Annotated in this window: 17 protein-coding genes and 1 pseudogene; 6 read left to right on the forward strand and 12 right to left on the reverse strand. The window is 63.2% G+C overall.

Annotation, left to right across the window (positions count from 1 at the left end):
• Positions 1-103: 103 nt before the first annotated feature.
• The 3 genes from ACFQ4G_RS10360 to ACFQ4G_RS10370 form a co-directional block, all read right to left on the reverse strand.
• Positions 104-994 carry a class I SAM-dependent methyltransferase gene (locus ACFQ4G_RS10360; protein ID WP_238205987.1) on the reverse strand — a complete coding sequence of 297 codons (891 nt, stop codon included), beginning with the start codon at positions 992-994 and terminating at the stop codon, positions 104-106.
• Between the two features lie 36 nt (positions 995-1,030).
• Positions 1,031-2,629, reverse strand: a complete 1,599-nt coding sequence (locus tag ACFQ4G_RS10365; RefSeq protein ID WP_238205985.1) for a gamma-glutamyltransferase family protein — start codon at positions 2,627-2,629, stop codon at positions 1,031-1,033.
• A 114-nt stretch (positions 2,630-2,743) separates the two neighbouring features.
• On the reverse strand, positions 2,744-3,814 hold the full coding sequence (locus tag ACFQ4G_RS10370) for an acyltransferase family protein (RefSeq protein WP_238205983.1): 1,071 nt from the start codon (positions 3,812-3,814) through the stop codon (positions 2,744-2,746).
• Between the two features lie 477 nt (positions 3,815-4,291).
• On the opposite strand from ACFQ4G_RS10370, the gene ACFQ4G_RS10375 reads away from it, so the two are divergent.
• The 4 genes from ACFQ4G_RS10375 (at position 4,292) to hflX (ending at position 9,867) form a co-directional block, all read left to right on the forward strand.
• Entirely contained in the window at positions 4,292-6,541 is a 2,250-nt protein-coding gene (locus ACFQ4G_RS10375) for a sensor histidine kinase NtrY-like (protein WP_238205981.1), read from the forward strand.
• Positions 6,538-7,908: a nitrogen assimilation response regulator NtrX gene (gene ntrX, locus ACFQ4G_RS10380; RefSeq protein ID WP_238205979.1), complete on the forward strand. Its 1,371-nt coding sequence runs from the start codon at positions 6,538-6,540 to the stop codon at positions 7,906-7,908. Before ACFQ4G_RS10375 ends, ntrX begins: the two co-directional genes overlap by 4 nt.
• 151 nt (positions 7,909-8,059) lie before the next feature.
• Positions 8,060-8,314: an RNA chaperone Hfq gene (hfq, locus tag ACFQ4G_RS10385; protein WP_003600267.1), complete on the forward strand. Its 255-nt coding sequence runs from the start codon at positions 8,060-8,062 to the stop codon at positions 8,312-8,314.
• 143 nt (positions 8,315-8,457) lie between these two features.
• On the forward strand, positions 8,458-9,867 hold the full coding sequence (gene hflX / locus ACFQ4G_RS10390; RefSeq protein ID WP_238205977.1) for a GTPase HflX: 1,410 nt from the start codon (positions 8,458-8,460) through the stop codon (positions 9,865-9,867).
• A 102-nt stretch (positions 9,868-9,969) separates the two neighbouring features.
• Here hflX and ACFQ4G_RS10395 read toward each other — a convergent pair whose 3' ends face one another.
• The 3 genes from ACFQ4G_RS10395 to uvrA all read right to left on the reverse strand — a co-directional run bounded on the left by ACFQ4G_RS10395 (position 9,970) and on the right by uvrA (position 15,184).
• The gene (locus tag ACFQ4G_RS10395) at positions 9,970-10,548 is read right to left on the reverse strand and encodes a fasciclin domain-containing protein (RefSeq protein ID WP_238205975.1); all 579 of its coding nucleotides are present in this window, start codon (positions 10,546-10,548) and stop codon (positions 9,970-9,972) included.
• A 228-nt stretch (positions 10,549-10,776) separates the two neighbouring features.
• Complete coding sequence (locus ACFQ4G_RS10400; protein ID WP_238205973.1) at positions 10,777-11,727, reverse strand: transporter; 951 nt, start codon at positions 11,725-11,727, stop codon at positions 10,777-10,779.
• Between the two features lie 499 nt (positions 11,728-12,226).
• On the reverse strand, positions 12,227-15,184 hold the full coding sequence (gene uvrA, locus ACFQ4G_RS10405) for an excinuclease ABC subunit UvrA (protein WP_238205971.1): 2,958 nt from the start codon (positions 15,182-15,184) through the stop codon (positions 12,227-12,229).
• Between the two features lie 501 nt (positions 15,185-15,685).
• On the opposite strand from uvrA, the gene ACFQ4G_RS10410 reads away from it, so the two are divergent.
• The gene (locus tag ACFQ4G_RS10410; RefSeq protein WP_238205969.1) at positions 15,686-17,167 is read left to right on the forward strand and encodes a methyl-accepting chemotaxis protein; all 1,482 of its coding nucleotides are present in this window, start codon (positions 15,686-15,688) and stop codon (positions 17,165-17,167) included.
• Positions 17,168-17,295: 128 nt separating this feature from the next.
• Here the strand turns inward: ACFQ4G_RS10410 and ACFQ4G_RS10415 are convergent, their stop codons facing one another.
• From ACFQ4G_RS10415 to ACFQ4G_RS10430, 4 genes and pseudogenes are all read right to left on the reverse strand, one after another.
• Entirely contained in the window at positions 17,296-18,798 is a 1,503-nt protein-coding gene (locus ACFQ4G_RS10415; RefSeq protein ID WP_238206012.1) for a sensor histidine kinase, read from the reverse strand.
• 12 nt (positions 18,799-18,810) lie between these two features.
• Positions 18,811-19,623 (reverse strand): annotated as a pseudogene (locus ACFQ4G_RS10420) (PAS domain-containing protein); the annotation flags it as partial.
• Positions 19,624-19,817: 194 nt separating this feature from the next.
• On the reverse strand, positions 19,818-20,621 hold the full coding sequence (locus ACFQ4G_RS10425; RefSeq protein ID WP_238205967.1) for a Crp/Fnr family transcriptional regulator: 804 nt from the start codon (positions 20,619-20,621) through the stop codon (positions 19,818-19,820).
• A 202-nt stretch (positions 20,622-20,823) separates the two neighbouring features.
• Entirely contained in the window at positions 20,824-21,117 is a 294-nt protein-coding gene (locus ACFQ4G_RS10430; RefSeq protein WP_379040136.1) for a hypothetical protein, read from the reverse strand.
• 194 nt (positions 21,118-21,311) lie between these two features.
• On the opposite strand from ACFQ4G_RS10430, the gene ACFQ4G_RS10435 reads away from it, so the two are divergent.
• Positions 21,312-21,518: a hypothetical protein gene (locus tag ACFQ4G_RS10435; protein WP_238205965.1), complete on the forward strand. Its 207-nt coding sequence runs from the start codon at positions 21,312-21,314 to the stop codon at positions 21,516-21,518.
• Positions 21,519-21,527: 9 nt separating this feature from the next.
• On the opposite strand, the gene ACFQ4G_RS10440 is transcribed toward ACFQ4G_RS10435, so the two are convergent.
• On the reverse strand, positions 21,528-22,589 hold the full coding sequence (locus tag ACFQ4G_RS10440; RefSeq protein ID WP_379040138.1) for a hypothetical protein: 1,062 nt from the start codon (positions 22,587-22,589) through the stop codon (positions 21,528-21,530).
• Between the two features lie 41 nt (positions 22,590-22,630).
• Positions 22,631-25,651 (reverse strand): penicillin-binding protein 1A, encoded by a 3,021-nt coding sequence (locus tag ACFQ4G_RS10445; RefSeq protein ID WP_238205963.1) that lies wholly within the window; start codon positions 25,649-25,651, stop codon positions 22,631-22,633.
• Between the last annotated feature and the right edge of the window lie 38 nt (positions 25,652-25,689).

Here is a 25,689-nt window from a genome sequence, read left to right on the forward strand (position 1 = left end):
GGATGTTCATCCGGTCTCTCCGACATAGCTGAAGCCTCGCAACTCCAGCCTCCTCGGTTCAGACCGGATGGACAACCTCCTGAAAGCTCACACCTAGGCGTATTCAGCGCATGGCCGAGACGAGCCAGCATCCGGCAGCCAGCGTGACGGCGCCGGAGAGAGCACGGTCTGCGAACTCATCCGCAACACGCTTCTGGGCCATAGAACGGATCGAAGCGGGCTGATCACGCAAGAGCCGGGAGACGGGTCCGAGCTCAATGGCAAAATCAGCAGCGGCCTCCGCGGCTTCGTAGCTCGTCCCGTTTCCAGATCTCGCCAAGGTGAGTGGCCGGTCGATCGCCTCGACGGTGATGTCGAGGAATCCGGCTTGCGCCAGGATTGCACCAATGCTCTCGGCCTCGGCGAACCGGAACGGCCCGGGCGCATCCGGCAGAGCCGGCTCTAGCGCGGGCACCAAGGGCAGGACGACGTGCCTCGGCACCGCGATCCAGGGATTGTCTTCGATCCGCCGCCAGCACAGGAAAGTCAGGCGCCCGCCCGGCACGAGAGCTTTACGGATGTTGGCGAAGGCAGCGCCGGAAGCCTCGAAGAACATGACCCCGAAACGCGAGATCGCGTGCTCGAACAGGGAACTACCTAAATCGTGGCTCTGTGCATCCGCCTCGATGAACGTGATCGACGCTCCGGCCAGTGCTTCGATCTCGGCCCGCTCGCGGGCGACGGCGAGCAGGGGAGCCGAGAGGTCGACCGCTACCACACGCCCTCTGGCGCCGAGCCGGCGCGCGGCGATGATGGCGCAATCGCCGGCACCGCAGCCGATATCGAGAAGAGAACTATCGACGCGAAGACGCGCCTCATCGAACAGGGCGGCTGTGAGAGGTGCGAAGACCGCGTCGATCCTGCGCTGGTTGCGGGCCCAGCGCGCCCCGACCTCGCCGTTCCAGTACTCGCGCTGGGTGATGACGCCATCTATCATTGCGATGTTCCCGTCCATTCGGCACCTCCATTGCGATCAAGAGAGGCAGGCGTCTCACAGGCCGGAAGAACCGCCATCCGAGCGCGGATCATGGACCGCGTCGATCCGGCCATTGCCCGGGTGACGGATCAGCATGCCGGCATGGCCGAGCGAATCGATGTAGGAGCCGCCGAGTTCCTCGATCTCATGGCCCATGGAGCGCAGCTCGGCGATGCAGGCCGGATCGAAGCGATCCTCGACCTTCACGCTCAAGGATTCCGCGCCCCATGTGCGTCCGTAGAGCAGGCGTGGCGCATCGACTGCGTCCGCAGGGCTCATCCCGTAATCGGCGTAGCGGGTAAAGATCTGGGCCTGGAATTGCGGCTGCCCGTCCCCCCCCATGCTACCGTAGGACATCACCCGCCCATCGTCGAAGGCGGCCAATCCTGGGATCAGGGTGTGGAACGGGCGGCGCCCCGGCTCGAGCGGATTCACCGCGCTCTTGTCGAGGGAGAACGAAGTTCCTCGGTTCTGCCAGTGGATGCCGGTCTTCGGGAGCACCACGCCGGAACCGTATTCCCAGTAGATCGACTGGATGTATGAGACTGCGAGCCCGTTCTTGTCGATTGCACCCATCCAGACGGTGTCGCCGTCGCCGGGTCCGTGCAGGGGAACGGTCGCGGCGCGGCGCATGTCGATCTGCGCCGCCTCGCGATCGAGGCTGTGCGTCGTCAGGAAGCTCGCCGGATCGACATCGAGGCGGTCGTAATCGGTCACGGTGCGGTCGCGGATGGCGAAGGCGCGCTTCGTCGCCTCGATCAGCCCATGATACTGCGCCGTGCTCTCGCGCCGCGAGACGTTCAGCCGATCGACGATGCCGAGGATGACGAGCGCGGCGAGCCCCTGAGTCGGCGGTGGGAAGTTGTAGAGGGTCGCGTCGCGACGGCGCAGAGACAGGGCCTTCCGCTCGCGCGGTACATAGGCTTCCAAGTCGGCCCGCGTCACCGGAGAACCGAGGCGATCGAGGTCGGCGGCGATCTCACGGCCGAGGTCGCCCCGGTAAAAATCGTCGAGTCCGGCATGGGCAAGCTGTTCGAGCGTATCGGCAAGGGCCGGCAGGCGGCGCATGGCGCCCGCCGCGAACGGCTTGCCCTCATTGAGGAAGGTCTGGGCAAATCCGGGCTGATCGTGAAGGGTGTCGATTTCTTTAGGGACGTAGCGTGCCTCCGAAGGCGACACCGCGCAGCCCTGGCGCGCGTGGCGGATGGCATCAGCCAGCAAGGTATCGAGGGGGAGCCGGCCGCCGAGCGCGGTAGCGAGATCGAGGGCAAGCCGCCATCCGCCGATAGCGCCGGCCACGGTGAGCGCAGCATCGGGGCCGCGAGAGGGAATCGTCTCATAGCCCTTGCTCCGGTAGCGGCTCGCCGTGGCAAGGCTACCAGCCGGGCCGCAGGCCTCGATCCCGCGCACGCGGCCACCCGGTTCGCGCACCAGCCAGAACCCATCTCCACCGATCCCGTTCATATGCGGGTAGACGACGGCGATGGTCGCTGCCATCGCCACCATCGCTTCGATGGCATTGCCGCCCTGGGCCAGCACGATCTGTCCCGCGCCAGCGGCGAGGTTATGGGGCGCGGCGACAGCGGCGGAGGAATAGACGTGGGTTTCGGGCATCGAGGTCTCGGATTGAGGGACAGGCGATAGGATAATTTATTTTTTGGACAGCAGACACAGAACGTGCTCGTCTCGGCGAGCATGATCTGTGCGCTTTACCGGCCTCGCCAACGATCAGGGTGTGGCCGTCTTGCCTGTCAACGTCAGGAAGATGTCTTTGTGGCGAAGCGCCGGCTTCTCGATGAGGCGCCAACTTAGCACCCCAAGCATAAGTCCGAGAGGCAAGGTTGCTGCCGTGACGACCCATGGTGCGATGCCCGGAACGCTGGCGACGATCAGGCTCTGGATCGGCCATGCGTAGAGATACAAGCCGTATGACGGATCGGTATGATCCGTCATACGGCTGAGGCTGCTGGTCGGGCATGCGAAGGCGTACCAGAAGATCAGGTAGCCACCGAAGGTCGCCAATCCTGCTTCGGCCAGTGGAGCGACGAATAGAAGTGGGATGAGGGCGCCGCCCGCCATCAATGCGCCAAGGCGATGATAGGCGATCCGATCTCGCCAGACGTAGAATGCTCCGCCGATGAAGAAGACGAATGCGAAGCGAGCCATATCGGCCATCAGCAGGAAGAGCGGGCCGCCGCGCTGAATTTCCTGCATGCCGGGGCGCAAAAGATAGAGCGCCGTGAGGCACGCCAGCAGCATGGCGTATCCTCTCCGGTTCGCGCGAGATGCCAAACCGCCTAACAGGATCACCAAGAGGTAGCACCGAAACTCGTAGCGGACCGTCCACATGGCGCCGTTCAGCTCCGCCCCCGGAATTCCTTCGAAGGAGCACGGCACCTTCGGCGGCGTGAGCGTGACCATGTCTATCATGGCCGCGAACGGCGAGACCGACGCGAGATGACCGCCCGATATCGGCGCCACGAGGAGGATCGCCACCAAAGAGGCCGCGATGAAACCGGGATAGATCCGCAGGACGCGCTTCGCCAGATAGTCCCAGACCGACGCGGCGTTCCGATAGCTCTTCAGGATCAGATAGCCGCTGATCAGAAAGAATCCGTCGACGGCTAGTTCTCCAAACGAAAGTGTTCCGAAGAGGCGGGTCAGGAGCTCGCGCGAGCGGTTGCCGTCGATCAACTCCGGAGAGTGAGAAACCACGACCAAGGCGGCAAAGAGCAAGCGCAGGATACCAAAATTGCTACCTCGGCGGACGTCTCGGTCGGAATCGCCTGATGCGTTCAAAGCGGGCTCCTGGCACATCGGTTCTGGACTGTATGGGGACAGCACAGGAAACCTACGTTAGGTCTCGGGCATTGTGGCACGACCGTCGTTAGCGATTGCCGACGGCGCTGTTCACGCAGCATGGGCGTGACAGCCGGCCGAACCAGCGTATTCGATCATGGCATGTCTTCAGAACGATCCCGCCTATGCGGCGGTGAAACGGAGAAAAATCGCGCGCGCAGCCGCCGTGAGAAAGGAATCCAGAAGGACGCCGATCAACTGCTAAAACTAACTCAACCCATTGTCTTAAATGTCTTTTCTTACAGCGTAGCAGAGTGTCGGCATCACCCTCGCCATAGTTGTCACGTAGCCGCACAAGCCGATTCGTATTAATTTCGCCACACTGTTGTGGCGACGCATCAGGCCATGGCGTGGCTTCGACGTTCCAAGAAATCGACAGCCGCGGGGGACGAGTCCTTCGCGCATGGCGAGCCCGAGATGTCCCCCACCCGCCCCGCTCCCCGCGGGCCCGGCTGGATCGGCGCGCTCGTCGTCAGCACGGCCCTCGTCTCGGCCATCGCGACCTTCCTGATCCTCGCGGGCGTGATTCGGGTGACGCCAACGCCGACGATCGGCCTGACACTGCTCGGCATCAACGTCTTCCTGGTTCTCGGCCTGTTCGTCATCATCGCCTGGGAGGCACGGGTCTTCCTTCATGCGCGCCGGGCCAATGCAGCGGTGGCACGCCTGCATACCCGCATCGTCGGCCTTTTCAGCCTCATCGCGATCCTGCCCACCGTCCTTCTCGCAGTCGTCGCGGCGGTGACGATCGATCGAGGCTTGTCGCTGGGCTTCACCGACCGGGTCCGCGACGTCGTGCTGAAATCCGTTGAGGTGGCCGATGCCTACCAAGAGAACCAATGCCAGTCTCTGGCCCGCGAGATCCGTATCCTCACCGATGACCTGACGCGGGCGCGACCGAATTTCGATGTGAACCGGGAATGGTTCGAGAATTTCCTCACCGCCCGCGCGACTGCGCTCGGCCTGCCCGTTGCCGAGATCATGCGAGGCCCCAACGAGCTTGTGGCTCGAGCCAAGATCGATGTCCTGAAGGAACGCCGGCTTCCTTCGGCAGCAGCCTTCGAGGAAGCAGCAAAATCCAACGACACGATCTGCCTTCGGCCGAGCGAAGGGCGCATCTTCGCCGCTCTCCTGCGAATGCCCGCCTATGACGGCGCCGTCCTTCTGGTCCAGCGTGAGGTGAGCCAGCTCGCCGTCGACTTCCCCGGCGTGTCGCGGGCGGCGGCGGCGGAGTACCTGACCTACGATTCGCTGAAGCGCTCGATCCAGATCAGCTTCGCTTCGGTCTTCGTACTGATTGCACTGATAGCGTTGCTCTCGGCGGTCTGGTTCGGGCTCAACTTCGCCAACCGGTTCGTGGCGCCGATCCGCCGCTTGATCAACGCCGCGGATCAGGTCGCATCGGGTAATTTTTACGCTCAGGTCCCGGCACGGAAGAGCGACGGTGACCTTGCCCATCTCGGCGAGAGCTTCAACAAGATGACCCAGGAGCTGCGCCGGCAGCACGACGGACTGACGGCGGCGAGCGACCTCATCGACCGCCGCCGTCGGTTCACGGAGGCCGTCCTCGCTGGGGTCTCTCCGGGCGTTCTCGGGGTGGATTCTGCGGGCATCGTCACCATCGCCAACCCCTCGGTGGAGCGAACCCTGGGCCTCACGGCGGATGCCATCGTTGGCAGGCCGCTGGTCCAGGCCGTGCCCGAGCTCCAGGCCATCCTGCCCGAGGGTGGCGAGGGGCGCCTGCGCGCCCTGCAGCAACAGATCCAACTGACCCGCGACGGACGCGAAAGGACCGTGACCGTACGCGTCACCAGCGAGCAAGCCCAAGGCGGAGCCCGCGGCTTCGTCGTGACCCTCGACGACATCACCGACCTCGTCTCGGCACAGCGGACCTCGGCTTGGGCTGACGTCGCCCGCCGCATCGCCCACGAGATCAAGAACCCGCTGACCCCGATCCAACTCTCGGCTGAACGCATCCGGCGCAAGTACGGCAAGGTCATCACCACCGACAAAGAGGTGTTCGACCAATGCACTGCGACGATCGTGCGCCAAGTGGACGAGATCAAGCGCATGGTCGATGAGTTCTCATCCTTCGCACGGATGCCGAAACCCGCCATTGCCCGGAACGATCTGAGCGAGATCGCTAAGCAGAACCTTTTCATGATGCGAGTGGCACATCCGGACATGGATTTCGGCTACACGGAAGCTGGGCAGGACCGGCTCCATGCCGCCTTCGACATCAGGCTCCTGTCGCAAGCAATCACCAACATCCTCAAGAATGCCGTTGAGGCCGTTTCTGCCGTGCCGGAAGCTGAGCTCGGCAAGGGGAGGGTCGATCTGCGTCTTCTCGTCGAGGGTGGCTTCGCGGTGATCGAGATCACCGATAACGGCAAAGGCTTTCCGACTGAGGGGCGTCAGCGGCTGCTGGAGCCCTATATGACCACGCGCGAGGGTGGTACCGGCCTAGGGCTCGCCATCGTCAGCAAGGTACTCGAAGAGCATGGCGGCGGCATCGAACTGAACGACAATCCCGAGGGCAGGGGCGGACGCGTGCGGATGCGCGTGCCCCTCGATACCCAGGAAAAGACGCCGGAGGGTCGCCCCTCTGCACAGACTGAGAAGGCTGCCGCACCGACGGCGCCCCCAATCGCGGAGATGACGTCATGAGCGCCGATATCCTGATCGTCGACGACGAGGCCGACATCCGCGACCTCGTCGCCGGCATCCTCGACGACGAAGGCCACCGCACCCGGACCGCAGGAGGCTCAGACGAGGCACTGGCGGCCATCGAGTCACGCCGGCCCCACCTCGTCTTCCTCGATATCTGGCTCCAGGGCTCACGCCTCGACGGGCTGCAGGTGCTCGACCAGATCAAGCTCGGACATCCGGATTTGCCGGTGGTCATGATCTCGGGCCACGGCAACATCGAAACGGCGGTGGCGGCAATCAAGGCGGGCGCCTACGACTTCATCGAAAAGCCGTTCAAGGCCGACCGGCTGATTCTGGTGGCCGAACGCGCTCTCGAAGCTTCCCGCCTCAAGCGCGAGGTGCGCGATCTCAAGGCGCGTTCCGGCCAGGCGAGCCGTCTCGTCGGCGGTTCGGTCGCGGTCAATCAGTTGCGGCAGACGGTGGAGCGGGTCGCACCGACCAATGCGCGCGTGATGATCCTCGGCGCGCCAGGCTCGGGCAAGGAGCTGTCGGCTCGTACGCTCCATGCATCGTCGGCCCGCGCCAGCGGCCCCTTCGTCGTCATCAACGCGGCCATGATCACGCCGGAGACGATGGAGGCGGAATTGTTCGGCGTCGAGGCCGGCGAAGGACGAGCCCGCCGCGTCGGCGCTCTGGAAGAGGCCCATGGCGGCTCGCTCTACATCGACGAGATCGCCGACATGCCGCGCGAGACCCAGAACCGCATCCTGCGCGTACTGGTCGACCAGAATTTCCAGCGTGTCGGCGGGACGACCCGCGTTCACGTCGACGTACGCATCATCTCCTCGTCCTCGCGCGACCTTGCCGAGGAGATCGCCGCCGGCCGCTTCCGCGAGGACCTGTTCCACCGCCTCTCGGTCGTACCGATCCGAGTGCCGTCCTTGTCCGAGCGGCGCGAGGACGTCCCCGAACTCATCACCTTCTTCATGGAGCAGATCTCGGCCGCTACGGGCCTCGCCCGCCGGCGCATCGCAGAGGACGCCATGGCGGTCCTGCAATCGCATGATTGGCCCGGGAACATCCGACAGCTGCGCAACAACGTCGAACGGCTGATGATCCTCACCCATGCCGATCCGGAGCAAGAGGTAACATCGGAGATGCTGCCGACCGAGATCGGCGCTCTGGTTCCGACAACGCCGAACGGCGCAGGCGGGGAGAAACTGATGAGTCTGGCCCTGCGCGAGGCGCGGGAAATCTTCGAACGCGAGTATCTGATCGCACAGATTGCACGATTTTCCGGAAACATATCTCGGACCGCCGAGTTCATCGGCATGGAACGGTCTGCTCTGCACCGCAAGTTGAAGTCGCTCGGCATCGGCCCATAGCCGACCGAACGCACCGATCCGCTTGCATGTGGACGATAATGAACGTGTAATAGCTGAGTTTGACGGGTTGCACCCGTCAGCTTGAATTTCGAACCGACGAGAACCCGTCAGTCACGGCGGGCGGCAGGTTTGCAAGAAGGATCAATAAGAAATGGCGGGCGAACGCGCTCAAAACCTGCAGGACACGTTTCTCAATCATGTCCGCAAGAACAAGATCCCGCTCACGATCTTCCTCGTCAATGGCGTCAAGCTTCAGGGCGTCGTGACTTGGTTCGACAACTTTTGTGTTCTTCTGCGCCGGGACGGACATTCGCAGCTGGTCTACAAGCATGCGATCTCGACGATCATGCCGGGACACCCGGTCCAGTTGTTCGAACCGGACGAGACGGCGCCTGAGAAGGCCTGAACCGAGGGCGTCAGTCTTCGTATGATGAGGCTGCGCCGTACGTCAGCTGCCGAACATCGACCGAAGATCGACGACTGCCCTTGTTTGACGTCGGGAAAGGCCCATTCTCCGCATCTTCACGGGACAGGGTCGAACCACACTTCATGACGCAGATGACAACGCCGGGCGAAGCCCGGCTCCAGGCGATGGCCGCTCCAGAAGGTGATATCGCGGCTGCGACCCATACGTTGGTGATCGGCCCCTATCTCACACGTGCCGCCGCTCCCCGGATGGGCAGCGGACCTGCCGACGCCACGCGCTCCAGCGAGGCGCGGATCGACGAGGCAGCGGGCCTTGCCGCGGCCATCGAGCTCGACGTCACCGAAGCGATCATTGCGCCGGTGTCGCGCATCCGACCCTCCACCTATCTCGGCAAGGGCCGCGTCGAGGAACTCTCCGGTCGGATCAAGGCCGACGAGATCGGTCTCGTCGTCATGGATTGCGCCCTGTCACCCGTGCAGCAGCGCAATCTCGAAAAGGCTTTCGGCTGCAAGGTCATCGACCGTACCGGCCTGATCCTAGAGATCTTCGGCCGGCGTGCTTCGACCCGCGAGGGTACGCTCCAAGTCGAGCACGCACATCTTGCCTATCAAAGAAGCCGGCTCGTCCGTTCTTGGACCCACCTCGAACGCCAGCGAGGCGGCTTCGGCTTCCTCGGCGGCCCCGGCGAGACGCAGATCGAGGCCGACAGGCGGATGATTCAAGAGCGGATGACGAAGATCGAGCGAGAGCTCGACAGTGTCACCCGGACGCGCGGCCTGCACCGCGAGAGTCGGGCACGGGTGCCGTATCCGATCGTGGCGCTCGTCGGTTACACCAATGCCGGCAAGTCGACGTTGTTCAACGCTCTCACCAAGGCCGAGGTGATGGCCAAGGACATGCTTTTTGCGACCCTGGACCCGACAGCGCGCGCGACGAAGCTGCCGCATGGGGAGACAGTGATTCTTTCGGACACCGTCGGGTTCATCTCGGAATTGCCGACGGCTCTCATCGCGGCGTTCCGCGCCACGCTCGAAGATGTGATCGAGGCCGACATCCTGCTTCATGTCCGTGACGTCAGCCACGTCGATTCCGAGGCGCAGGCGGAGGATGTCGGTGGTGTCCTGAGGGAACTCGGCATCGAGACGACGGCCGAGCGGATCATCGAGGTCTGGAACAAGGCCGATCTGCTCGATGATCCGGAGCGGACGCGTCTCCTCAATCTGAGCGCCCAGGGGCGCAACGACAGGGACAGCGACGTACCGATCCTGGTCTCGGCCCTCACCGGAGAAGGTTTGGCGGCCTTGTCAGGCCGGATCGAGGCGCGGATCGCCAAGCGGCGCTCCACCTTCGCGGTCACCTTGGCGCCCGAGGACGGTGCGGCACTCAACTGGCTCTATGAGAATGCCGAGGTCTTGGATCGTCGAGCCGAAGAGGCGGGTACGATTCATCTCGCCATCCGCGTCGCACCCGAGAAGGAGCCCCGCTTCCTCAACCGCTTCTCCAGCGCGCGAAAACTCAGCCGGGCAGAGTAGGAGATTGCTGCGCACGGCCACGGCGAAAGCGAAGCTTCACGTCAGCAAAAAGCCTCGGCTCCAAGGAGCCGAGGCGCTCACAATATGTCGGAGTTTCGCGGCCTACGGCTGAAGCACGCCGTTGATGACGTGGATTACGCCATTCGACTGCATAACGTTGGCGATCGTCACCTTCGCGGTGTTACCCTTCGTGTCGGTCAGGTACACGGCCTTGCCCTTGGTCTGAACCACGAGCGGGGTACCCTGCACGGTCTTGATCTGGCCTTCGCCACCGCCATCCTTCGCGATCTTCATCAGGTCCTTGGCGGTCAGGGTGCCGGGGACCACGTGATAGGTGAGGATCGAGGTGAGGGTGGCCTTGTTCTCGGGCTTCACCAGGGTCTCGACGGTGCCTGCCGGCAGCTTGGCGAAGGCGGCGTTGGTGGGCGCGAACACGGTGAACGGGCCGGCGCTGGCGAGGGTGTCCACGAGCCCGGCGGCCTTCACGGCGGCGACGAGGGTGGTGTGATCCTTGGAGTTGACCGCGTTCTCAACGATGTTCTTTGAAGCATACATCGGAGCGCCGCCGACCATCGGATTCTTTGCGAGCGCGGCAACCGGGAAAGCGGCGCCCATGGAGAAGGCGAGGGCGACGGCGGCGATCGTCGAAGCCGCGGAACGACGGGCGTGAGCGTTGATCATGGAGCGTTTCCTCTTGAATCGATGCCCCTTTTGAGGGGGTCAACGCTCGTTACGGAGCCCGGAAGAGGAAAGTTTCGGGAAGGTTGGAAAAAGTCACACTTCAGGGAAACTCACGCTGACCGATCGGAAGCGGATGTCTCCATAAGCGAAAGCCCGCCCAACTCGAGAGTCGGACGGGCTTTCGTGATCTGCACGGCGGCGAGGATGACCTCGCCGCCCTATTCGTGATCAGTACTTGCGGATGATCGGAGCGGCAGCGGCGACCGGGGTCGGCGAGTACAGCGGAACGATCAGGCGGCCCGAGATCTCGGTGCTGTCGAAGCTGGTGGAGGCGACAGTGCGGGCGACGTAGACCTGCGCGGTCGCGAAGCCGAGGTCGTAGCCGACGAGACCACCCATCAGGAAGCGGCCACGATCGTTGGCGGCAAGGCTCAGGGCGCTCGTATCGAAGTTGACCGTGCCGTAGGCGATGGCGCCGATCTCGAACTTACCGAACTTCTTGGTCGCGGTCAGGTCGAGGTTCAGCGAGTCGGAGATTCTGAACGGTCCGAACGTGTTGCCGAAGCCGATCGTGTTCGTGCCCGAGAAGCTGCCTGGCGAGTCGTAGATGTTCGCGGTCAGATTGGCGGTCAGGTTGTAGCCGTCGCCAGTGTAGCTCGCAGCGACACCGAAGCGGTAGGTGTTGGAAGACAGCTGCGGCAGCACGGGAGCACTAAAGAATGTCCCGTTGTTGCGAACGAGAACGCCGCGGTCGCCGTTCAGATCGTTGAGGTAGACGCCGCCGAGCAAGCTGACGCCGAAATTGTTGCCAAGATCGAAGGCCCAGATACCACCGACGAAGGTGCCGACATTGATCGACACGTCACGCAGGCCAGCTGGGCCGCCCTTGCCGAAGGTGAACACGGTCGGGGGAGCCACGAGGAGCTCGACGCGACCGCCGAACGGAACGAACGGGGTCGACCAGACGAGCACGGGAATGTTGATCCCGACATCCAGTGCCGAGTTGTCACGTGACTGATACACGAAGGTGTTGAGGGCGTAGATACCCTCGGGGAGCGGAGCGCCGGTCGCGAGGCCGACCTGCTCACCCGGAATGGTGGTGGTCTGAGCGTAAGAAGCCGTAGCAGTCATGCCCATGGTGAGCGCGAGCGCTCCGGTGGCAAGCCAGTTCTTCATCATTTTCTAGTATCCTTCCCAAGGATCTCAGGCGCCCGCCACGCAGTCCCACGAACCATTCTGCTTTGCCCCGCCTTCTGACGGTTTGCTCGCTGTTGGTTCGCGGGGCCCCCCTTGCGGCCCGAATTCGTGTCTCAACGCTCAGAACTATTCTACAGGACGCCGTGGATTGACAGTCCAATGCTTCGTATCGAGGCAGTTCCAAATCGACCGTTGCGGAAAAGCCGCATTTTCGACGCGGCGCAGCGCAAGGATTTGTTAACTTTCTCAGCAGGAAACGGCCGGTCATGGCGCCGCATTGAGCAATGGGTCGGCAAAATAGCGCTGAACGGTCAAGCTGTTGAGGCCGTTTCACCAGACAGGACGATTGAGCAACCCGCCATGGTGATTTGCGCAAGGCGGTCCGGCTGGAATGCGCTCTGGTCTCCGGCCTTTGCAGCGCAACAAGACCGCCGCCGCCTATAAGAGACGAATCAAGCTCGGCCTTGACGGAACTCGTCGCCTATTCCGCCGTGTCCCGGCCCTTGGCACCAATCCCAGCGACGGGACGCCGGGCTAGTACGTCGCGCAGGAACCGTCCGGTATGGCTCGCCTTCGATTTGGCGATCTGTTCCGGCGTTCCCTCGGCCACGACGATCCCTCCGCCATCACCGCCTTCCGGCCCCATATCGATGACCCAATCGGCGGTTTTGATGACTTCGAGATTATGCTCGATCACCACGACGGTGTTGCCCTGGTCGACGAGCTCGTGGAGCACCTCCATCAGCTTGGCGACGTCGTGGAAGTGCAGGCCCGTGGTCGGCTCGTCGAGTATGTAGAGGGTGCGGCCGGTGGCACGCTTAGAGAGTTCCTTCGATAGCTTCACCCGCTGGGCCTCGCCGCCCGACAGGGTGGTCGCCTGCTGGCCGACCTTGACGTAGCCGAGGCCGACGCGGGCGAGGGTCTCCATCTTCTCGCGGATCGTCGGCACCGCCTTGAACAGATCGGCAGCCTCCTCCACGGTCATGTCCAGCACGTCGGCAATGGAGTGGTTACGGTACTTCACCTCCAGGGTCTCGCGGTCGTAGCGGCGGCCCTTGCACACGTCGCAGGTGACGTAGACGTCCGGCAGGAAATGCATCTCGATCTTGATGACGCCGTCGCCGGAACACGCCTCGCAGCGGCCGCCCTTGACGTTGAAGGAGAAGCGGCCGGCCTGGTAACCGCGCGCTTTGGCCTCCGGCAAGCCGGCGAACCAGTCGCGGATCGGAGTGAACGCGCCGGTATAGGTGGCCGGGTTCGAGCGCGGTGTCCGGCCGATCGGCGACTGGTCGATATCGATGACCTTGTCGAGGTTCTCGAGGCCGTCCAGGCGTTCGAATGGGGCAGGGTGCTCCATCGCACCGTTGAGGGACTTCGCCACGGCCTTATACAGCGTGTCGATGATGAGGGTGGACTTGCCGCCGCCCGAGACACCCGAGACACAGGTGAAGGTGCCCAGAGGGATCTCGACGCTCACGTCCTTCAGGTTGTTGCCGCGTGCACCGACCAGAGTGAGCTTGCCCTTCTTCACCTTGCGCCGTGCCGTGGGTACCCGCACGCTCATCTCGCCGGTGAGGTACTTGGCGGTGAGGGAGGCCGGGTTCTTCAACACCTCCTCGGGTGTCCCCTGGGCGATAATCTGCCCGCCATGGATGCCGGCGCCGGGGCCGACATCGACCACGTAATCGGCCTGGAGGATCGCATCCTCGTCATGCTCGACCACGATCACCGAATTGCCGAGGTCGCGCAGGCGCTTCAATGTGCCGAGCAGGCGCTCGTTGTCACGCTGGTGCAGGCCGATGGACGGTTCGTCGAGAACGTAGAGCACGCCGGTAAGGCCGGAGCCGATCTGAGAAGCCAGCCGAATGCGCTGGCTCTCGCCACCAGAGAGCGAGCCCGAGCCGCGCGCGAGGGTGAGGTAGTCGAGACCGACATCGACGAGGAAGGTCAATCGGTCTCTGATCTCCTTGAGGATGCGAAAGGCGATCTCGTTCTGCTTGTCGGTGAGCTTGTCCGACAGTTCAGAGAACCAGCGATGCGCTTCGCGCACGGAGAGCGCGGTCACGTCGCCGATGTCCTGCATGGCGACCTTCACCGCCAAGGCCTCGAGCTTGAGACGCTTGCCGCCACAGGAGGCGCAGGGAGTCTCGCTCATGAACCGAGCGATGTCGTCACGGGAGGCGTCGCTCTCAGTCTCCTTGTAGCGTCGCTCCAAATTCGGGATCACGCCCTCGAACGGCTTGTTCACCTCGTAGGCGCGCATCCCGTCATTATAGGCGAAGCGGATCGCCTCACGACCGGAACCGTAAAGGATCGCCTTGTGGGCGGTCTCGGGCAGTTCGGCCCAGGGCACGCTGGTCTTGAAGCCATAGTGCTTCGCCAACGCATCCAGTGTCTGGCCGTAATAGGGCGACGTGGACTTAGCCCACGGACCGACGGCACCGCGCTTCAGACTGAGCTTCACGTCCGAGATCACCAGTTCGGGATCGATCCGCATCTCGTGTCCGATGCCGCCGCAGGTCGGGCATGCGCCGAATGGATTGTTGAACGAGAACAGGCGCGGTTCGATCTCGGCGATGGTGAAGCCCGAGACCGGGCAGGCGAAACGCGAGGAAAAGGTGATCGTCTCGCCCTCGGCCGGATCGGCGAATTCAATCAGCGCAATGCCGTCTGCGAGTTCCAGTGCCGTCTCGAACGAATCGGCAAGGCGCGCGGCAATGTCGGCGCGTACGACGAGGCGGTCGACCACTACGTCAATGTCGTGTTTCAGTTTCTTGTCGAGTTTCGGCGCGTCGTCGATCGGGTAGTACTCGCCGTCGATGCGTAGGCGCTGAAAGCCCTTCTTCTGGAACTCGGCGATTTCCTTGCGGTACTCGCCCTTGCGGCCGCGCACCACCGGCGCCAGCAGGTATAGCCGGCTCTTCTCTGGCAAGGCCAACACTCGGTCGACCATCTGGCTGACGGTCTGGCTTTCGATCGGCAGGCCCGTGGCAGGCGAGTAAGGGATACCCACCCGCGCCCACAGCAGACGCATGTAATCGTAGATCTCGGTGACCGTGCCCACGGTGGAGCGCGGATTCTTCGATGTCGTCTTTTGCTCGATGGAGATCGCCGGCGAGAGCCCGTCGATCTGATCGACATCGGGCTTCGACATCATCTCGAGGAACTGGCGGGCATAGGCCGAAAGCGATTCGACGTAGCGGCGCTGGCCCTCCGCATAGATCGTGTCGAAGGCGAGCGACGACTTGCCGGAGCCGGAGAGGCCGGTGAAGACCACGAGCTTGTCACGCGGAATCGTCAGATCGATGTTCTTCAGATTGTGCTCGCGCGCGCCTCGCACGGCGATGACCCGACGATCCTGAACGCCGTCGAAGAGTTTCTGAAGCTTGGCATCATCCAACGCATCGGCATGTTTCGCGGCGGCTTTGGCTCTGGCCATGAGGTCTCTTCGCGGTGGATGGACGAGCGACGGCGCCGGAACTCTCGCCGGATGTCGGGCAATATGTCGTCCGGTCGAACGGAATCGGCAAGGGCCCTGCCGGTATGCTGGCGCGGACCGCCGAGATGTCATGCGTGCAGCACAACATCCACTTTTTGTTCGCAATCGTTCTGGCCAGCGCTCAGTCGGCGTTCAAAATGCGGGAAGCGTATTCGGCAGGAGACAGTCCGACATCGAAGCACCAACTGGGGCAGAAATCGATTTTGCACAATCGGCACGGAGCGTATTCAGATTTTTGCCCAGCACTTGATATCCGCATCGACACAAATATACCGCATGAATGCGCAGATAGGTTTCGATTTTAACGATTTGTTTTATTTCGATTGAGAAAATTAGTTCAATAGGCAGTTTAGATTTTTTGCTTGAGCAATCACTTGCCGATCGATTCGGATCCCATCTGCCCGCTTTGCGAGCAACTTCGAAAAAGAAGAGTTAGACACCATGTTCAATGGTTGGGGCACCGCTGCCATCGAATCAAAGGCAAAGCTCGATGCCGTAGATCGCTCGAACGGAACCATCGAGTTCGCCCTCGACGGCACGATCCTCTCGGCGAACCAGAACTTTCTCGATGCGGTCGGCTATACGCTGGACGAAATCAAAGGCCGGCATCACAGCTTGTTCGTCGATTCGGATGAGAGGAACGGTGCGGAGTACCTGCAGTTCTGGGCCGACCTGCGGACAGGACGCTATCAGGCGGCGGAGTATCGTCGGCTCGGCAAGGGCGGTCGCGAAATCTGGATCGAGGCCTCCTACAATCCGATCCTTGACCGGAGCGGGAAGCCCTACAAAGTGATCAAGCTCGCCACCGACGTCACGCGTCGCAAGATGGAGGATGCCGATCGCAAAGGCCAGATCGAGGCCATCGGCAAGTCCCAGGCTGTGATCACGTTCGATCTCGACGGCAACATTTTGAACGCCAACGACAACTTCCTGAAGGCTCTGGGGTACACGCTGTCCGAGCTCATAGGCCGGCATCATCGCCTGTTCGTGGAGGAGGCGGTCGGTGAAAGCACGGCCTATGCTGAATTCTGGGCCACCTTGAAGCGCGGGACGTATCAGGCAGGGCAGTTCAAGCGGATCGCCAAGGACGGTCGCGAGATCTGGATCGAGGCCTCCTACAATCCAATTTTGGATGCCCGCGGACGGCCCTACAAGGTGGTCAAGTTCTCCACCGACATCACGGCACAGATCACTCTCCTGACCGATCTTCAGCGCATCATCGAGCGGAACTTCAGCGACATCGATCGCGCCCTAGCGATCTCAAACGATGCCTCCTCGTCGGCCACCGAGGCGGCTCAGTCGACGGCCGAGAACGTGCAGACCGTGGCTGCGGCGGCCGAAGAGCTGGCCGCTTCCGTCGCAGAAATCTCCCAGAGCATGGCGAAGTCCCAGGAAGCGACCGATGAGGCCAGCATCCAGGTTGAGGCGGCCGGTCACTTCACGCAGAAGCTGTCCGATGCAGCTACCGCTATGGGCGGCATTGTCGGACTGATCCAGACCATTGCCGGCCAGATCAACCTGCTCGCACTCAACGCAACCATTGAATCGGCCCGGGCCGGCGAGGCCGGGCGAGGGTTCGCCGTGGTGGCGCAAGAGGTGAAGAACCTCGCCAACCAGGCGGCCCGCGCCACGGAGCGGATCACAGGCGAAATCGACAGCGTGCAGACGGTTTCGAAACAGGTCGTCGCCGCTCTCGGCACGATAGGAGCCTCTGTCGGGACGATGCGCGATCACGTGGTCTCGACGGCAGCGGCCGTGGAAGAGCAGAGCGTCGTCACCCGCGACATGTCCAGCAACATGCAGGTTGCGGCGGGTGCAGTCAGCACGATCGCCCAGAATGTCCGCGGCATCTCCGGATCGGTCCTGAGCGTGTCGGAAGCCGTTGGAACGACGAAGAATGCCGTGCGAGTTCTCGCGCGGTGAGGACCGCCTGTCACAGAGCCGTCGCTTGTTCGGTGACTTTGCCGCTGCAATCTGACCGCCGATCAGAAAAATGCCTTTCGGCAGGACGGAAGCATGTAGGGTAGGTAGTCGGCTCCAAAATGGCCCCGCTAGAGAGTCGCCTGGAATCCAGTGAGCGGCGCCGCGACCCGGCAGACCAGTCCATCCGGCTCATAGGCGATGGAGACCTCGCCTCCGACAGCGCCGGCAAGGCCACGTTCGATCAGACGAGAACCGAATCCCCTGGTCGATGGCGTTACGACAGGAGGACCGCCCTGTTCGGTCCAACGGAGATGAAGAGTATCGTCCTCGTCACCGGGAACGACGCTCCACTCCACCGTGACGCGACCGTCCGATCGGGACAGGGCGCCGTATTTGGCCGCGTTGGTGGCGAGTTCGTGCATCATCAGGGCCAGCGACAGGGCCGCCTTGGAGCCGATGACGATCTCGGGACCATTCAGATGGAACCGTCCTGGCTGATGGTCGTCATGCAGCGACAGGGCACTCGTCACCACCGCGGCTATCCCGGCACTCTCCCGCTCCCCGGTAAGCAGGATATCATGAGCTTTGCCCAGGGCGATGAGACGGGCGGCGAGCGCGTGTTTGGCGGCCTCGATGTCCGTGACGTTACGCAGGCTCTGCGAGGCGATCGCCTGAACCATCGCGAGCGTGTTCTTCATGCGATGGCTGAGTTCGCGATTGAGAATGCGCTGCTGCTCATCCGCCTCGATCCGAGTCAGGCCGCTCCAGGCCCGTTCAGCAACCTCACGGACGAAGGCGACCTCGCCATGTGTCCAAAAGCGCGGTGAAGCCTCCGTCGCGTACAGCACGCCCACGAGACGGCCGCGCTGGAGCAGAGGCACGGAGATCACTGCCCGGACACCCCGAGCGATGTAGAGTTTTGCATCCGCCTCCAGCGTTTCGCGTGCTGCCCCGAGATCAGGGACCGCCAGCACCTCGCCGCGCTGCAAGCTGGCGATGCTCGCCGGGAACTCGTCGAGCTTCATTGTCCGAGCCGGCGGCGCCTGTCCGTCGAACGACCAGGAATGAGCAACCGTCAATAAGCCGGCCGTCAGGTCGACCATCCCGTAGCCGGCCCGCGTTGCGCCGAGTGTCCGCCCGAGGATCTCGGCCGTCACCGCCACGATGTCCGAATTCGAACGCAGATCGCGCAGGCGGTCACCGAGGTTGATCAGGGCCTCACGACGGACATCGGCCAGCTTCTCCTCAGTGATATCCTCGATCATCGCCGTGGCATGGACCGAGTCGCCCAAGGTCTGAGAGACGAGGTTGACCCGTGCCCAGATGATCCGGCCATCCCTTCGCCGGTAGCGCTTCTCGAAACGGTCCTGCATGGTCTCACCGGTGGCAAGACGCCGATGTAGTGCCTCGCGTTCGGCAGCATCTTCGGTCGGAGTCCATTGAGCGAGGGAACGACCGACGATCTCGGATTCCGGAGCTCCCCAGATCTCGCAGAGCTTGGCGTTGACCCTGAGAGCCAGGACACTGCGAGGATCGAACTGGACGATCCCGACATTTGCCCCCTCGAAGACAGCGCGGAACTGCGCCTCCAACTGGCTACGCACCGTGACGTCGAGCATCGACCCGATCATTCGGAACGGCACACCCTCCGCATCGCGGACGACGTAACCCCGATCCAGCACATCGGCGTAAGATCCATCCACCCTCAGGAAGCGGTACTGGCGGCTCCACTGGTCTGCACGCCCTTCGAGGATGGCATTGAGGCCAGCGAAGACACTGGGTCGGTCCTCGGGATGAATATTGCCGAGCCACCAGGCGGAACCAGGTCCGACATGGCCCGGCGGCCAGCCATAGGATGTCTGCAGCGCCTCGTTCCAAACGATCTCATCGCGATCGAGGTCCCAATCCCAGATGACATCGTTGGTCGCTCTTGCAATGAGCCGATAGCGTTCGTCGACCGAGCCCGCATCGATACCACCCTGCATGCGTGCGGCATTTCGCCGGTCGGCCGTAATGTCTCGGACGGCACCGACCATCCGTATGGGACGACCGTCAAGAAACATGCAGCGACCAGTGTCGGCGAACCAGCGAACGGGAGGTCCGTCAAACCCGCCGATGCGATATTCACTGACGAAGATGCCATCGCCTGTCGGATCGAGACTAGTCCGAAACTCAGAATCGACACGGTCGCGGTCATCGGGATGCAGGCGGTCAAGGAAGTCGCCGACGAAGCTGACCGATTCCTTCACGCCGCCGCCGAACATGCCGCGCAAGCGCTCATCCCAGTGAAGGGTTCCGCTCAGGAAATCGTGATCGTACACTCCGATGGCGGCTGCTTCGAGCGCTAGTCGCAGACGCGAATCGTCGTCCCCATTGCTCTTGCCTACAGTCGCTTGCAGCGACGGGGGATCGCCACGACTCCTTTGATGGAGGGGAGGGGCCTTCGCGATGGTCATCGGATGAGTATCGAACTCTGGCGGTCGCCGTTACATGAGATGCCGTGATTTTCTGCGTTGAACAAGTCCCATCACGAGATTTCGCAAGTTCATCACGCTCTTCCTGTGATCAGCGAAAGAATAGAGCTCCATCCCTGTTTGCGGTCCCGTCGCCAATGAGCCTCGTTCGCCATGACCAGACCCGCCCCTTGCGTTCAGACGGTTTCCGCCGACCGGGCCGGATCGGCCGGACTTGGCTGCGTCGGTGGATCAACGAAGAGCATCCGGCCATCCGCGTCGTAGACGGCACCGAGGACGGTCTCGAAATGACGCACCACGGCGCCGTGACATTCGCAGGCAGCCTGCTGTATCTCCGCTCGATTCAGGATGGTGATACGTCCTCGACCGACCTCGATCAGCCCTTGTAGCTGAAGGGTTCGCAGGATTCGCGTCAGATAGGTGCGCTGAACACCGAGCATGTTGGCCAGGAGTTCGTGAGTGACCGGTAACTCTTCCGTTCCGATTCGATCCTGCAGTGTCAGCAGCCAGCGCAGGCATCGCTCCTCGATCGGGTGGAGGGCGTTGCAGGCTACGGATTGCAGCACCTGGCCCAGCAGGCAATCGCCGTAACGGGTGAAAAGGTTGCGCAAAGTCGTGGAGCGCTGCTTGGCGTCCTGCAGTTTGGCCGCATCGAGCCTCAGGACTGGCCCGCCGATCTGCACCAGGGCCGTGCTGAAGGCCGGAAGGCTACCGTGACTCACGACTCCGCCCACAGCACCTTCCCGTCCGATCGTAGCTGTCTCCGCGGTTCGACCGTCACGCATGGAGACGATCAATGTAATGACCGTCTGCTCACAAGGAAACGAGATCAGCGAAACGTTCGATCCAACGGTGAACAGAGTCTCACCGCGCCGTACGACCATCAGTTCGAAATAAGGCGCGAGAAGTCCCCGGTCGCTCGCGGACATGGCCTTCAGGAGGAGATTGCCTTCAATGAAGGACTCTGGCGACGAGGACATAGGATACGCTGTGTTCACCTTCTGTCTCAGACCTAGCTCATTGTCACATGGCCGTCTGTCCATTAGTAGACAAAAGATCGAAAAGAATATGGGATTCGCGAGGGGTTCGATCCGTTCGGATCGCAACGCGAGCGAAAGTTGTGAAACTTCGTCGGGGATCAGAGGACCGACTCACGATCCGGCAAGCCCTGTTCCATCGACTTCAGCCCTGGCCGGCCTCGTCGCCCTCACCGATGCAATCGAGGGCTCGCTCGACGGCGCTCACAGCCTCGCGCAGGTTCCGAACCGTGTGTTCCATTTCCCGGCGGGGACGGCCCATGGCGGCGGCGCGCTCGGTGACCCCCTGAAGAAGCTCCAGGGCGGCGAAGAGATCATCCGCGACCGCGACCACGTCGCTGATCTGCGGGGCCGGAGCGGCTCGGGGGCGTGCGAAAGGGACCACGTTGCTCATGTCGGACAAGGTGTCGCTCAAGCCGAGACGAGACACCAGATCCACAGAGGGCAAATTTCCATGATTAGGGCGCCAAAGCCCGAATGTCGTGGAGCGTAGTGAGCATTTCCGTGGCATCGGAACATCACTCTGCCCGTAAGCTGAGACGGTTCGTTATCCTTGTGCTTGACGCGAACGCCCCCACGGCACCACGACAGGGCCGACCGGTCCAGCAGGACCAGCATTCCAGGAACACTCCAATGCGTCCCATCACTGCCGTCCTCTTCACCGGCTTGCTCTGTGCCCTTGGCGCCTGCAACAGCGCTGACAGAAGCGGCCTCTCGGACAGCTTCAGCACCGAAAATTTCCGCCGCTCCAACGATACCAACGGCACCCAGACCCGCCGCGACGTGAACCGCGTCTACACCGCCCCCTCGATGCCCTCCATCGTCAGCCGTGGGAATTGAGGCGGCGCTTCAGTTCTTCGCCAGCGCGTCCGCAAAGGCGATCATGCGGTTGCGCGCGTAGGTGGGCAGTCCGGCGCTGATCGAGGTCCCGGTGTTGAAGGAGGAGTTGCCCATCAGCACCTGCGCCGGCAGCAGGTTCTTCAGCACCGGCACGCGGGCGTATTCCTGCTTGCGGTCAAGGACATCGGCCTTGATCGCGAGCGCCATGTAAGTCGTCACCACCGTCTTGCCGGCGTCATTCGGCATCGGCTGGAAAACGGCGAGGAACTTGCCGAAACGCAAGATCTGGTTGACCCAGAAGATCGTCTGTTCGAGGCCACCGGATACCGAGGTATCGATCTTCGTGAGGGCGGCCAGAGAAGCGGCCTCCGGAGCCGACAATGTCCGCAATTCGCTTTGGAAGGAGACGAATTCGGCGACCTTCTTCGAGGCGCCGTCCTCCAGCTTGTTCGCGAGCTTCACACCGAGCGGCAGCTTACCTTCGAGATCGTAGCGAGATTCGATGCAGGCGGCGGCCCCCTCGCACCAAGCCCGGTCGGGACGCCGGGCGAAAGCGGCGGCCGGGTCCTTGGTGGGCGTCACGTCGGCCGGATTCAGCGTCTTGTGCTTGATGACGGGGTCCATCCTGGAGACGAACCCAAGATTGGCGAAAGCCGTGAGGTCGATCGACTCCGCAGGCCGCGCCACGACGAACCGCCCCTGCGCCACATAGACCTTGAGGGTCTCGTGCCGCTGCTTCGAGACCCCGTTGAGTGTCGTCGTGTAATCGGGCTCGGCATAGGCGGGATAAGGCGCCAAGGCCGCTTGCTCGGCCGGGCGCAGCTTCCTCCATTCGAGATAGGGCGTCAGGCCGCTCTCGGGGTTCGACGGCATCTCCCGGTGGTCGGTGAACAGGATCGTGCCGGGCTTGAGGCTCGCAACGGTCGAAGGCTCGATGGCGGCCACTTCCTTGATCCGCTCGGTCGGAGGCTGGAGCTTTATCCCCTCCTGCGCGGTGGTCGGCGCACCGGATGCCAGCACCAGGACAAGGGCTTTGGCAAGGACACGTGTCGCCGGAAGCTGCGTCTTCACGTCGGGGCCTCGGTTGCTGATGAAGAAAGGGAATGCGCGTGTCAGTAGCGCGGATCGTCGCCGAACAGATAGTCGGGATCGCGACGCCGGGCGCGGGGCGGCTCGTCGTCGCCAAAGGGTGAGCGCTGCGTACCGGGCCATGCCTGACTGCGTGAGCCCTCGTAGACATCTCCTTGCGCCCGGCGGCTGCGCGGCTGCACTTGCCTCTCGCCGAACGGGTCGAGAAGATCGGTCTCGGGGGCACGCCGGGTCGTGAGGTTGCCGAACACGTCGCCGGCCGCATCGGCGCCATCGTCGATCCCGCCCATGTCGCCGTCCTCGGCATCCGGCCGCATGGCAGTCTGCACTTCGCGGGGCAACAGCCGGTACTGAGTGTCGGCCATGCGGCCATCACTCAGGCGGAAGTGCTCGATGAACCCGCCGCCGGAGATGCGCTCGCCGCTGCGCGGATCGATCGGGAGATCGACAAGGAGGCGCTTGGCTTCAGGAGAAGGTGGCGCGAGATTGGTGCGCGGGACGCCGTTTGCCCAGGCCGCCTGAAGGATCGCGCCGGCAATCGGCACAGCCAGATGCCCGCCGGTCTGGCCACGCCCCAGCGTCCTGCGGGTACCGTCGGCATTGTCGTAGCCGACCCAGACCACGATGGTGATCTCGTTGGTGAAGCCGGCGAACCACGCGTCGTTCTCGTTCTCTGAGGTGCCGGTCTTGCCGGCGATGGAGCCGGAAAACTTCGCCAGGGCCGCGGCAGTGCCGTGGTTGGTCACGCCCTGGAGCATGGTCTTCAGCTGATAGAAAGCGACCCTATCGGCGGAGCCGATCCTGACCGGCTCCTTAGAATCACGCTTGTAAAGAACCTTGCCGTCGCGCTCGACCGTCTCCAGCGCGTAGGGTGCTGGCCGCGCGCCTTCGTTGGCGATGGCCGCATAGAAGGCCGCGAGATCGACCATGCGGACCGGTTGCGAGCCGAGGACGAACGGATAGTAGCGCTCGCATTCTGCATAGAGCTGTGCTTCCAGCGCGAGGTCGCAGACCCGGGTGAGGCTCGCCGGAGGCGTATCGGCGATGCCGCCCTGGAGCAGGCGCGCGGTGACGAGGTTCTTCGAGAATTCGAGGCCGCGCCGAAGCGTGGTCGCGCTCGATCCGCCGCCGTCGTAGTTCTTAGGGCTCCAAGACTGGCCGACGCCGCCGATGGGCGGCAGCGTGACGCTGGCATCCATCACCAGCGTGTTGGGCTGCAGGCCCGCATTGAGCGCGGCGAGATAGGTTAGCGGCTTCAGTGTCGAACCCGGCTGGCGCACGGTCTGCGTCACCCGGTTCAGCTGGCTCAGAGGGTAAGAGAAACCTCCGTCCATGGCGAGGATACGGCCGGTGCGGTTCTCCAGCACCATGGCGGCGCCCTGGACGGAGGGACGCACCCGCAAGTCGGCGCGGGGCAGCCGGGCCTTGGGGTCGCGCAGCTTCACCCGCACCACGTCGTAAGTCTGAAGCCGGCCCTTGGCGATACCGGGATCGAGGCTGACGATCCGCCCGTCGGCGAGCCCCGCCTTCACCGGCCCTCGGCCGGCTTCGAGCACCACGGCAAGGGGCCAATGCACGTCGTAGAGCACGGGCCGGGCACTCTCCAGGGCTCGTTGCCAGATCGGCTTTTGCGGTACCGGCCTCGGAATCGTGTCCGAGGCCGGAACTGCCTTGACCGCTAACGGCTTCGGCTTGGCCTCGCCACCGACGATCAGCGGGACGGACTGAACCGACCCTTCCACCGCGGGCGCCGCCCCGCCGAGCTTCGCAATGCTTTCAGCGAGGTTGAATTCGGGTCCGTCATAGCGCTGGCGCCCAGTGGCACGCTCGTAATTCGCGAGTCCGTCCTGAAGCGCGCTCTCCACGGCGGTCTGGAGGCCGGCATTGATGGTGGAGCGGACGACGTGCGAGGCGGAGGTGAGGGAGTCGATTCCGGCGAATGTCCGAGCCTCGCGGGCGACGTGATCGACGAAGTAGAAGCCGGAATCCCGCCGGGTCGTCTCGATCGGCTTCAGCCCGAGGGGAGCGTTTGCCGCCTCTGTGAGCTGCGCATCGGTGATGACGCCCTCGTCCTTCATCCGCGCCAAGACATAGGCGCGGCGCTCCTTGGCGCGGTCGGGATACTTGTCCGGATTGTAGAAGTTCGGCCCCTTCGGCATGCCGCCGAGCAGGGCAGCCTCCGGCACGGTGAGCTGGCCCACGGATTTGCCGAAATAGCTGCGCGCCGCCATCTCGATCCCGTAGGAGCCGCGGCCGAGATAGATCCCGTTGAGGTAGAGTTCGAGGATCTGCGGTTTGCCGAGGATCCGCTCGAGCCGAGAGGCCACGATCATCTCGCGGATCTTGCGCTCGTAGGTGACGTCGTCGCCCACGGACAGGTTCTTGACCACCTGCTGGGTGATGGTGGAGCCGCCGGCCGGCCTGCCGGGAGAAGCGAGGTTGCCGATGAAGGCACGGATGACGCCGCGCTCATCGATGCCGTGATGAGTCTCGAAGCGCTTGTCCTCGGCGGCCACGAAGGCCTTCTGAACCATCACCGGCACATCGGAGATCGGCACGGTGAGGCGGCGCCCATTGGCCTCGAAGGCCTCGGCGTAGCGCCTGCCGGCACCGTCGAGGATCAGGCTCGCGCCCGGCAGCTTGCGGTCCTTGAGATCCTGCGCCGAGGGGAGATCGGCCACCGCCCTGTTGTAGAACTCGATCACCTCGGCCGCGTCGAAGGGAGAATCCTTCGGGCTCTCGCCCTTGCAGAACTGGCGGTAGCTCGTGTTGAGCTCTCCGATATCGAGCCCATGCAGGAGCTTGGGCGCCGAGGCACCGGCTATGGCCGACGGATCTTCCATTGCGGTGGAGATCAGCTCATCGAGATTGATGTCCTCGATGTCGAAGGACTTGCGCATATGGGCGCAGCCGTCGCGCAGAACCTGGACCACCTCCGCCTTGTCCGCCACTGGATCGAAATGCGTCTTCACCGCCTCTGGGCGCGTGGTCACCTGACTGAGCGTCAGCGCGGTCGCGAACAGCTTGATCAGGATGATGTTCATCGAGCGAAAGTCACCAAAATCCCGGACGCGTCACAGTG

The organism is Methylobacterium marchantiae, assembly GCF_042679825.1.
Classification (GTDB): domain Bacteria; phylum Pseudomonadota; class Alphaproteobacteria; order Rhizobiales; family Beijerinckiaceae; genus Methylobacterium; species Methylobacterium marchantiae.

Excerpts from the sequence above, each read along its gene's own strand:
- ACFQ4G_RS10410 (WP_238205969.1), top strand. The coding sequence starts at position 15,686 with ATGTTCAATGGTTGGGGCACCGCTGCCATCGAATCAAAGGCAAAGCTC.
- ACFQ4G_RS10365 (WP_238205985.1), bottom strand. The coding sequence starts at position 2,629 with ATGCCCGAAACCCACGTCTATTCCTCCGCCGCTGTCGCCGCGCCCCAT.
- ACFQ4G_RS10375 (WP_238205981.1), top strand. The coding sequence starts at position 4,292 with ATGTCCCCCACCCGCCCCGCTCCCCGCGGGCCCGGCTGGATCGGCGCG.
- ACFQ4G_RS10435 (WP_238205965.1), top strand. The coding sequence starts at position 21,312 with ATGCGTCCCATCACTGCCGTCCTCTTCACCGGCTTGCTCTGTGCCCTT.
- uvrA (WP_238205971.1), bottom strand. The coding sequence starts at position 15,184 with ATGGCCAGAGCCAAAGCCGCCGCGAAACATGCCGATGCGTTGGATGAT.
- hfq (WP_003600267.1), top strand. The coding sequence starts at position 8,060 with ATGGCGGGCGAACGCGCTCAAAACCTGCAGGACACGTTTCTCAATCAT.
- ACFQ4G_RS10400 (WP_238205973.1), bottom strand. The coding sequence starts at position 11,727 with ATGATGAAGAACTGGCTTGCCACCGGAGCGCTCGCGCTCACCATGGGC.
- ACFQ4G_RS10415 (WP_238206012.1), bottom strand. The coding sequence starts at position 18,798 with ATGATCGGGTCGATGCTCGACGTCACGGTGCGTAGCCAGTTGGAGGCG.
- ACFQ4G_RS10395 (WP_238205975.1), bottom strand. The coding sequence starts at position 10,548 with ATGATCAACGCTCACGCCCGTCGTTCCGCGGCTTCGACGATCGCCGCC.
- hflX (WP_238205977.1), top strand. The coding sequence starts at position 8,458 with ATGACGCAGATGACAACGCCGGGCGAAGCCCGGCTCCAGGCGATGGCC.
- ntrX (WP_238205979.1), top strand. The coding sequence starts at position 6,538 with ATGAGCGCCGATATCCTGATCGTCGACGACGAGGCCGACATCCGCGAC.
- ACFQ4G_RS10445 (WP_238205963.1), bottom strand. The coding sequence starts at position 25,651 with ATGAACATCATCCTGATCAAGCTGTTCGCGACCGCGCTGACGCTCAGT.
- ACFQ4G_RS10425 (WP_238205967.1), bottom strand. The coding sequence starts at position 20,621 with ATGTCCTCGTCGCCAGAGTCCTTCATTGAAGGCAATCTCCTCCTGAAG.
- ACFQ4G_RS10360 (WP_238205987.1), bottom strand. The coding sequence starts at position 994 with ATGGACGGGAACATCGCAATGATAGATGGCGTCATCACCCAGCGCGAG.